Annotated in this window: 6 protein-coding genes and 1 pseudogene; 4 read left to right on the top strand and 3 right to left on the bottom strand. The window is 63.3% G+C overall.

The features are described 5' to 3' along the window. Together DBR20_RS12180 and DBR20_RS12175 are read right to left on the bottom strand one after the other, a co-directional pair. The coding region (locus DBR20_RS12180; protein ID WP_258223328.1) for a CshA/CshB family fibrillar adhesin-related protein at positions 1-4,314 on the bottom strand (4,314 nt) is incomplete at its 3' end. Positions 4,315-4,828: 514 nt separating this feature from the next. Further along, complete coding sequence (locus DBR20_RS12175) at positions 4,829-5,293, bottom strand: GNAT family N-acetyltransferase (RefSeq protein WP_108266371.1); 465 nt, start codon at positions 5,291-5,293, stop codon at positions 4,829-4,831. Positions 5,294-5,486: 193 nt separating this feature from the next. Between DBR20_RS12175 and DBR20_RS12170 the strand changes: the two genes are divergently transcribed. Together DBR20_RS12170 and DBR20_RS12165 are read left to right on the top strand one after the other, a co-directional pair. Next, a complete protein-coding gene (locus DBR20_RS12170) occupies positions 5,487-6,329 on the top strand; it encodes a hypothetical protein (protein ID WP_146186998.1) in 843 nt (280 codons plus the stop codon). Between the two features lie 48 nt (positions 6,330-6,377). Further along, positions 6,378-6,755, top strand: coding sequence for a hypothetical protein (locus DBR20_RS12165; RefSeq protein WP_146186997.1), 378 nt, complete (start codon positions 6,378-6,380; stop codon positions 6,753-6,755). A 574-nt stretch (positions 6,756-7,329) separates the two neighbouring features. Here DBR20_RS12165 and DBR20_RS23085 read toward each other — a convergent pair. Beyond that, positions 7,330-7,458, bottom strand: a complete 129-nt coding sequence (locus tag DBR20_RS23085; RefSeq protein ID WP_258223327.1) for a hypothetical protein — start codon at positions 7,456-7,458, stop codon at positions 7,330-7,332. An 831-nt stretch (positions 7,459-8,289) separates the two neighbouring features. On the opposite strand from DBR20_RS23085, the gene DBR20_RS12155 reads away from it, so the two are divergent. Both DBR20_RS12155 and DBR20_RS22355 read left to right on the top strand, forming a co-directional pair. Next, entirely contained in the window at positions 8,290-8,793 is a 504-nt protein-coding gene (locus tag DBR20_RS12155) for a hypothetical protein (RefSeq protein ID WP_108266342.1), read from the top strand. After that, positions 8,790-9,121, top strand: a pseudogene (locus tag DBR20_RS22355) (hypothetical protein); the annotation flags it as partial. The gene DBR20_RS12155 and the pseudogene DBR20_RS22355, both read left to right, overlap by 4 nt.

Below are 9,121 nucleotides of genomic sequence, written 5' to 3'. Positions count from 1 at the left end.
CTGGTAGACGAATTCATGCTGCCCCACCGGGGTACCGCTCGGCAGTGTGCAGACGATGTCGGTGCCCTGCTGCACGCAGCCTGCCGGCAGCGTGTCCACGCTCAGGCCAGCATCGGGCGTATCCAGCAGCTGCAGCGGCTGCCGCAGCGAAGCGCGCTCGACGGTGGCCCGCAGGGTATAGCGCAGCCGGTCACCCGGGCGCACTTCACTGCCACTGGCGGGGCCGGACAGCTTTTCCAGCACCACGCGCGGCTCGGCCAGCACGTGCTCGGTGCTGCAGGTCCCGGTGCAGGTCGGGGTGTCGCCGCCACTGCCCAGCACCGCGTTGCGGACGCTGCCACTGGCCTGCGCATTGACCTGCGCGCGGTAGCCCAGCGTGTAGGTGCCGGGTGCGGTGCCTGCCGGCAGCGTGCATACCAGCGGGTTGCTGGCGTTGCAGGTGAAGGCGCCCGGCTGGGTCACCGACTGCAGGTCCAGGCCTGTGCCCAAGGTATCGGTGAGGGTGAGCACATCGGTGGTCTGCGAGTTGGCGACCACCACTTCGACGCTGTAGTCCACCGCATCCCCCATGTTGACCGGCGATGCGGTGCTGGAGGACTTGCGGTAGGTGACCGTCGCCGCCAGCACCGGGGTAGTGGTGGTGCAATCGGTGGTGCAGGTATTGGTACCGGTGCCGCTGCCAAGCACGGCGTTGTTCACGCTGCCCTTGGCCTGTGCATTCACCGTCGCGGTGTAGTTGACCGTGTAGGTACCCGGTGCGGTGGCGGCCGGCAACGTGCACACCAGCGGATTGGCGGCGTTGCAGGTGAAGCCGGTGCTGGCGGTGACCGAACCGAAGTCCAGGCCCTGCCCCATGGTATCGGTCAGGCTGAACACAGCGGTGGTGCGCGAGCGGCTGACCACGGCGATCAGGGTGTAGGCGATGCTGTCACCCACCTTGACCGGGCCGGCGGCGGCCGAGGTCTTGCGGTAATCGATCTGGCTGCCTGCCACCGGCGTAGTGGTATCGCAGTTGACGGTGCAGCTCGGGTTGTCACCGCCGCTGCCGAGCACCGCGTTGGTCACCTGGCCGGTGGCCTGGGCGTTGACCACGGCGGTGTATGACAGGCTGTAGCTGCCCGGCGCGGTACCAGCCGGCAATGTGCACACCAACGGGTTGGCCGCATTGCAGGTGTAGGCGCCGGCACTGGTCACGCTGCCGAAATCCAGGCCGCTGCCCAGCGTGTCGGTCAGCGTCACCACGTCGGTGGTGCGCGAGTTGGTGACCACCGTAATCAAGGTGTAGGTCAGGCTGTCGCCCACCGACACGGGGCCGGCACTGTTCACCGACTTGGCATAGCTCACGCCCGGCGTCGCCACCGGCGTGGTGGTATCGCAGTTGGTCGTGCACGAGGGCGTGTCGGTGCCGGTGCCGAGCACGGCATTGCGTACCGTGCCGCTGGCCTGCGCATTGACCGTGGCGGTGTAGCTCAGGCTGTAGGTACCTGGCACCGTGCCGGCGGGCAGCGTGCACACCAGCGGGTTGGACGCATTGCAGGTGAAGATGCCCGCGCTGGTCACGCTGCTGAAATCGAGGCCGCTGCCCAGCGTATCGGTGAGGGTGACCACATCGGTGGTGCGCGAACGTGCAACGGTCACGCTGAGCGTATAGCCGATGCTGTCGCCCACCCGCACCGGTCCACCAGTGGAAGCCTGCTTGGCGTAGGTCACCTGCGGGCTGGCCAGTGGCGTGGTGGTATCACAGGCGCCGACACACGACGGATTGTCGGGACCACTCGGTACAACAGCATTGCGCACCTGGCCAACCGCCTGTGCATTGACGATGCCGGTATACGAGAACGCGTAGGTTCCCGGTACGGTGCCGGCTGGCAGCGTGCACACCAGCGGATTGCCGGGCACGCAGGTAAAGCCGCCGGCATTGGTCATGCTGCCGAAGTCCAGGCCGGTGCCCAGGGTGTCGGTCAGCGTGGTCACCGCGGTGGTGCGCGCATCGGCAACGACCACGCTCACCGTGTAGGCAACGCTGTCGCCCACCGCGACCGCGCCCGCCGTACCGCTGGCCTTGGATACCGAGACGCGCGGCGCCGCCACCGGCGTGGTGGTGGTGCAGTTGCTGCTGCAGGTGGGAGTGTCGGTGCCGGTACCAACTACCGTATTGACCACCTGGCCACTGGCCTGTGCGTTGACGGTGGCGGCATAGGTCAGGCTGTAGGTGCCCGGCACGGTGCCCGCTGGCAGCGTGCACACCAGCGGATTGGCTGCATTGCAGGAGAAGGCGCCGGCATTGGTCACGCTGCCGAAGTCCAGGCCGGTGCCGAGGGTATCGGTCAGGGTCAGCACGTCGCGGCTGTTGCCATCGGCAATGGTGACATCGACGGTGTAGCTCACCGACGCACCGACCGTCACAGGTCCGGTGGTGTTGGAGCGCTTTGCATAGCTCACCCGGGTGACCGGCACGGTCACATCGCTGCGGGTGCAGTGGTCGGTGTCAGTGCAGGCCTCGCCCGGTGCGGGCGGATTGCCACCATTGAACGGATCGTAGCCGCCACCGACGCTGGCGTGGTTGCGCAACAGGCCGCTTGCCGATGCGGACACGGTCACAGGCAAGGTGAAGCTGCTGCTGTCACCAGGGGTGCCGGCTGCCGACAACACCTGGCTGCTGGTGCAGGTCACCGCCTGGCCGCTTGCCGTACAGCTCCAGCTGCCACTGGTCAGGGTGCCGGTCCAGTTCGGCGCAATGCCGGCCGGCAGCTGGTCACGCACGGTGATCACACCCGCCGGCACGTTCGGCGGATTGCCGGTCGGCACGTTGGTGGTGTTGCTGATCGTCAGCGTGTACTGGGTGCCGGCCTGGCCGTAGTTCCAGAGGCCGCCGGTGGCATTGTTGCCCTTCACCACCTTCAGTGCGGGTGCGGTGATGGTGATCCGGTGGTCTTCCACTTCACCGTCGTCGGCCACGCCGGTCGGCTGCTGGATCTGCGCCGAATTGGTCGCATAGCGCAGGCGCACGTAACTGGTACCCGCGCTTATCTGCACAGGAACGGTCCAGCTCAGATTGGCCCCGCCGCCGCTGCATGCAGCGATGCTGCTGCGCTCGCCCGGGTCGAAGGTGCCGTTGCGGTTGAAGTCGATCCAGCCGGCCACGCTGCCGGTGCCCACGCATGCCACCGATTGGCTGATCTGGGTTCCGGCCTGCATCACCGTCAGCACGTAGCTCGCCGACCAGGCGTTTTCCTCGTTGGGATTGCCCGCGGGAAAATTGTCGTCGCCCTTCGCATCCACGCTGTAGCTGCTGCGCTGTTCGGTATCCGGACCAACGGTACCCAGGAAATCGGTCAGCGGCGGTGCCAGCCCACCCGGTGTATAGCCGGCGGTATTGATGTTGGTGGGCGTGGCGTTGACCGGCAGGCCATCCGGACGGAACTGCAGATCGTCCACCACGTGCATGGCATCGCCGTAGCTCTGCGGCGCGTCGCCGAAGTCGGCGTACGGCACCAGCAGGCCGATGGCGATCGCGGTGGTGCCGCTGCCGCGCATCGAAAAGCCCATGTTCACCGCAAAGTTGCCCGGCGCATGCGCGGCATTGTCGAAATTGAGGAAGGTGACCGCAGCGGTGTTGTTGTCGTTGCCCGGTCCGAAGCGGGCCACGCTGTTCGTGCCGGCCATCGACTTGGTGACGTTGTATGGGCCGGCGCCGACGTTCTTGCGTACTTCGACCACGTTCCAGGTACCGCGCGCGGTGGCCTCTACGAACTCGCCGCTGTTGTTGATCGACTCGGCATCGGCCATCACCACGCCGCGCAGGCGGTAGGGCGCGCCGCCCAGCGTCGAGACGCAGTTGATCTCGAAAGAAGATGTACCGCTGCTGCGCGATATACCCGCGATCAGCTGGTTGGCGCCGCCGGTGCCACCGACGTTGTACAGGTCATCCAGACTGTCGCCGCTGAAATTGCCGGGACGATAGCTCTGCAGGAGGCCACCACCGCTGATGTTGGCCAGGCTGCAGGTGACGTTGAGGTCGATGCTGGAGGCGACCGGTATGGAAATCGACGAAGTATCGCCATTGCTCAGCGTCACCCCGTTCGTGCCCAGCGCAGACCCACCACCCCAGGTCAGCCACAGCACCGTGTTGCGGTACGGGCTGCTGCCGCCGGTTGCATAGGCTGCGGCCCAGGCCAGCGACGGCAGCATCGCCGACAGCAACAACAGCAGGCCCGCGGCCAGCCATCGTCCTGTCCGACCGGGGCTCGCACTTTTTTCAGGATGAACGGATTCACCGCCCGCGCTGATGCGCGACGTCGTCGACTGCCACATGTCTGTTTTCCCCGTCTTCGGCCCCGCGGGGAGCCGCTGTTCAGTGGGTAGCCGGTGAATCGTTCGATATCCGTCCCGGCCTCACGTACACAGTTGTAGCAACCGACCCCTGGGCCGTCGTGCACGGATCCGGCAGCCGGACCGCCCTTTCCGGCAATTCGTCACGCATTTTCGGAGCCCGGGCGAAACGCCTGGTGGACGCGCGCAACAAAAATGCCGCCGGGCCATAGGCTACCGGCGGCATTGAAGTGGAAGGGGAATCGCGCCGCGCCTGGCGGCCGCCACGCTTCTACCAGGGCACGAAGAGAAGGATCAACACGATCGCCAGCAGCACCGCGGCGACGGTCAGCAGCACGTTGCGCTGACGCCAGGAAGGCTTGGGGGTGCCGGGGGTATTCATGGGGGCGCTCCTGGGCAACCAATGGGGACGTCACCAGACTGCCGAGTCCGGCTGCAGCAGCGCGTGCAGGTGATGTGCACTGGGAGTGCAGAGCTCCGCCCCGCCCCGCCCCCCTCAGGCGGCGGGACAGGCCATGAACAGCAGTTCCGCCGTAGATTCCTGCTCAACCGCGACGAATCCGAGGTTGCGATACAAGGCCACCGCTGCCGCGTTGTCACGATACACGCGCAGGGTGAGGCGCCGGACTCCATCCACCTGCAGCGCCTGCCTGCTCAAGGACTGCACCAGTACACGCCCGAGGCCACGCCCCCGCGCCTGCGGAGAAACAATGATGCGGCCGAGATGTGCAGTATCGGCTTCGGTCAGCCAGTACTGGCCGAAGCCAAGGCAGTTGTCATGCGCGTCCAGCAGTACCCAGCCAGGGCGGATCTCCAGTTCCAGGGCGTGAGCCAGGCAATCCGGCGCCAGCGGAAATGCGACGCCGGGCCCTGCCCAGCGCTGGGTCGAGGCAGCCGAATCAAGCCAGCTGGCGATGGTGGCGTAGTGCAATGACTGCACAGGCTGCAGGCGCTCGGACATGGTCATTCGCGAGGAGGAGACTTCCCCAATGGTGAGCCCTCCGCAGCAGGAAATCACGTTGCGCGGCACCGCATGGGCAAAGACGGCAATCGCTTGGCCGATGCTGGATATACTTGGCACGCGGTGCGCAGGAGAGATGGCATGCCGGCGCAATCGAATTGACAGCATTGACCGATCATGGAAGACACCACGCATGCGCCACTATGTTCTCTTCGCCGCAATGGCGGCAACGTTCCCATGCCTCGCTGCGGACAATACATCGCAGCAAGCCTGTGACTCCGTGAATGACGCTGTGGGGTCCATTCGCCTGAAGGGCAACGCCCTGCATGTGGCGGGCAGGCTGTTCACCGAGCTCGGCGTCCGCGATGAGTTTACCAGCCGGTCGGCGTATGAAGAACGCGCAGTTCGAAGCATTGAAGCCATCGGCGTGCCCAATGGGCAGATCTGCTTCCGCGACGATGAAAGCGTCTATACGACCTACGACGCCGACACGCAGAAGCTGCGCGTCCACGCGCTGAACAAATTCATGTCGGGGGCATCCGATGGGCAGAAGTATCACTTGGTCTACGCCATGCTGATGACCATCAGACATGGGAAAGGCAGTTCCTACATCGGTACGAATGCGTTCGGCGTGACCGCGAATGTCCGCAAGGGCACCAGCGAAACGGTGAACCTGGCTTTCCCCATGCAGTACATTGATTCGATCGCCAACACGCCATGGACAGAGAATTCGGCCGCTGCATTGCACCTCAACTTCGATGTCCAGCCAGAAGTGGCAAGATCCCTGAAGAACGACGTTGCCCTCGTCTATCAGGTCGAAATCACACCTCCGTACTACCTGCCGAACGTGGACTACCGGCCTCCGACGCTGAGCAGCCCCAACGATCGGGAGATCCACCAGAAGCTGCTGTTTGCGAAGCTGGTGGCGGTATCCCTCCAGCATGCGAAGACCGGCGCTCTGGTTGCCACCATCCAGATGGATGGGGAATCACCTCGCCAGCGCGTGGATCCGGTTTCCACACCCGCGCCCAAGTAGCGCCTCAGAACAGTTCACCGCTTCCAATGGAGACGCCGCATGCATGGAATGACTCAACGCCTCGGGAAGGCTGCAACCGGAATCGCCCTTCTGCTGTTGGCTGCCTGCACCTCCGTAGGCGACATGCGGAGTACCGGACCTGTCGCAACGTTCTCATCCAACCAGGATCCCCTGGCTGCCGCCACCTGTGTCCGCGACGCATGGGGAGAGGTGAGCATCGGAGGATCGCGCTGGCAGTACGTGATCGAGCCCCGTTCCGATGGCTACTCCGTGTCGACCTCCACCGGCGGCGTCCCGGCGGAGTTTGTTGAGATCGCCCCTCGAACTGGAGGAGGAAGCGAGATCAAGTTCTACAGCAGGTTCCTGAAGCATCGGCAGGCTCGCTACATCGAGGCCGCCACCCAATGCGGTGCCCGCTCGAAGTAGCTCCAGCGCCTCGAACGTCCCGAAGATCGAAAATTATGGTGATCAACTGCCCGAGCTACCCTGGCGGACAGCGACCAGTCGCAACCGATCACAGGAATGTAGGTCGTCATCTCCGACTGCATCGCTACTGTTGCCCACCTACTCGGAGGACTCCACGCCTCTGCGGAGCCTGGAGCGGCGCCAGCCGCCATGCGACTTGAAATAGCCGGTATCCCCGGTAAGCGAGTACCTGAGTCCAGCCCACGCCGAGATCAGAATCGGAGCGTGCCAGCCGCGCGCTTTTTGATAGGCGTATCGGTACGCCTCCATCATCGTGATCCCTGTCGTCGCGCTGCGCGCCGACCAGCGGCCGCCCTCCAACACAGTGCGGTTCCATGGATTAGCGCCAGCAAAGCGCCTGCTGCCAGCACCGCGCAGGCTAAAGAGATGAGCAGATTCAAGGCAGAGTCCTACAAGCCCGTGGGGGGAGCAAGCACCGTCGCGCGCTCGGGCATTGAGCGCCCAGCAGTCCCCCTTCCGCTATGGTCTAAACATTGCCGCGGAGGCATGAATGAGGTGTGAAATCCGCTCCGGATCAGCCCAGCACGGCCTGCACCAGCACCTGCCTGTATCGATGGCACTCCGCCGGGCCCGGGTGGTTGAACAACGCGGCAGCCGCCAGCGGGTCCAGACGTGTGCCCATACCGCCCAGCCGCTCGTCCATGACGATCCAGAGCTGCAGGGCACACGCTGCCGCCGCCTCCAACCATGGCGCCCACCACGTGCAGGCAACCGATCAACGCCCGCCCCTCATCAGGCGCAGGCCGATATCGAAGTCGCGCTCCGAACCCACATTGATCGTCATCGCCTGCGTCTGCGGCTCGAGCTGGACGAGGCCTATTCCACCGCCGCCACCTCGCGGCCATTCCATCACAGCGCCCAGCGCTCGCCTGTCTGGGCCCAGCTAGGGGGAATCGCAGCAGCGCTGCTAGAACCTCTGCACTCAATATAAACATGACATGAACCAAACCTTCACCTAATGGGGGAGGTGCGCTCCAACCCCGTTAGTCATAGAAGAGGGAATTGCAACTCCCGTCGACTGTGCCCGCTCAGTGCCCAGCTGTGCCACTTGGAGATCCGAATGCAGATTGAGCATCAAGCCGCTAGATCAACTTGTCGGCGCCGTTCGCTTCTTTTGCCACTTCTCTTCGCGGCAACTCTAACAGTCTCTTGCTCAAAGCCGGAACCAACACCAGTTCCGCCTGACACTGAGGCATCACCCCGATCAGAACTCTCTTCCGCGGCTCCCCATTTACAGATTGCCAAACATGGTTCAGATCCATTCGCAGGTGGGATCGCCGCCGCACAACAGCTCCCGAAAGTTCCGCTCGCGGATCTCTACCCCTCGCTTCTTGCGAGAGCCGAAGCTGGTGACTTGGAAGCGAAGCGCCAATTGTTCTTGGCCCTAAATGAGTGCCGCACGAGCTTACGGCTCCACGAACCATCTTACAGCGCAGACACAATCGTTGATCCGGAACTACTCAAAGCTACAGGAATGACGCGCGAGCAGTTCCTGGCCGATCAGCAACGTCGCTCTCTCCTCAGCACAGACCGAATACTCGAGCAGTGCGAGGCGTTGCCAACAGGTGCAATCGGAGATGCAGCCAAGTGGTTGGTAGAGGCGGCGGAAGGAGGAGACGCCTACGCGCAACTGGCCTTCTTCAACTATGTCGATTTGGTTGTTGGTCCACCTGAAGAACAACTCAAATCGCCAGAAATGGTCGAGAAGTTCAATGGCAACTCAATGCGATATCTGCAAGGTCTGGCTGACAAGCGAGTTCCAGAGGCGTTCGACTCGCTGAGCTCGGCCTACGAATTGGGAGTTATCACGCCTAAGGATCCCGTTCGCGCCTATGCGTACAAGAAGGCTGCCGGTGACATAGCGCCGACCCCGGGGAACGAAAGAGTTCTGCAAATAATGGCTAAGGGCATGACAAATGAGCAGATTGCGAAAGCGAAAGAGCTAGCACCACTACTGATCCAAAGGAGCGTGAAATGAAAGGAAAGGTGATCATCGGTTGCCTCTTGGCATTACTGGCAATCACGTCGATCTATGTCGTTGCACAGTCGAGTCCTGGGTCTCGGAAAATTGGATCTTTCAGCTGCAACACGTGCGTCCTAGGGTATCCACAACCTGACTCACGAACGAAGAACACGCTAGTCAGCATTCGCGACTCATTCAACCTGGGAAAAACATCAAACCAATGGATTGCGGTGGGCGACGTCATTACCGTATGCAATGGATCAGCCTGCGTCGACTATCAGGTTACCGTTGGCGGAGATGGATATCTCGGTGTAAAAAATGAGCCTCAGACCACCACTCCACC

Source organism: Stenotrophomonas sp. HMWF023 (assembly GCF_003060985.1).
Lineage (GTDB): Bacteria > Pseudomonadota > Gammaproteobacteria > Xanthomonadales > Xanthomonadaceae > Stenotrophomonas > Stenotrophomonas lactitubi.
The sequence above is the reverse complement of the archived record's forward strand: the minus strand, read 5'-3'. Positions and strand labels throughout refer to the sequence as shown.

What these genes read in the sequence shown, in the direction of transcription:
- DBR20_RS23085 (WP_258223327.1), bottom strand. Translation starts at nt 7,458, where the DNA reads ATGGACGAGCGGCTGGGCGGTATGGGCACACGTCTGGACCCGCTGGCG.
- DBR20_RS12170 (WP_146186998.1), top strand. Translation starts at nt 5,487, where the DNA reads ATGCGCCACTATGTTCTCTTCGCCGCAATGGCGGCAACGTTCCCATGC.
- DBR20_RS12175 (WP_108266371.1), bottom strand. Translation starts at nt 5,293, where the DNA reads ATGTCCGAGCGCCTGCAGCCTGTGCAGTCATTGCACTACGCCACCATC.
- DBR20_RS12165 (WP_146186997.1), top strand. Translation starts at nt 6,378, where the DNA reads ATGACTCAACGCCTCGGGAAGGCTGCAACCGGAATCGCCCTTCTGCTG.
- DBR20_RS12155 (WP_108266342.1), top strand. Translation starts at nt 8,290, where the DNA reads ATGACGCGCGAGCAGTTCCTGGCCGATCAGCAACGTCGCTCTCTCCTC.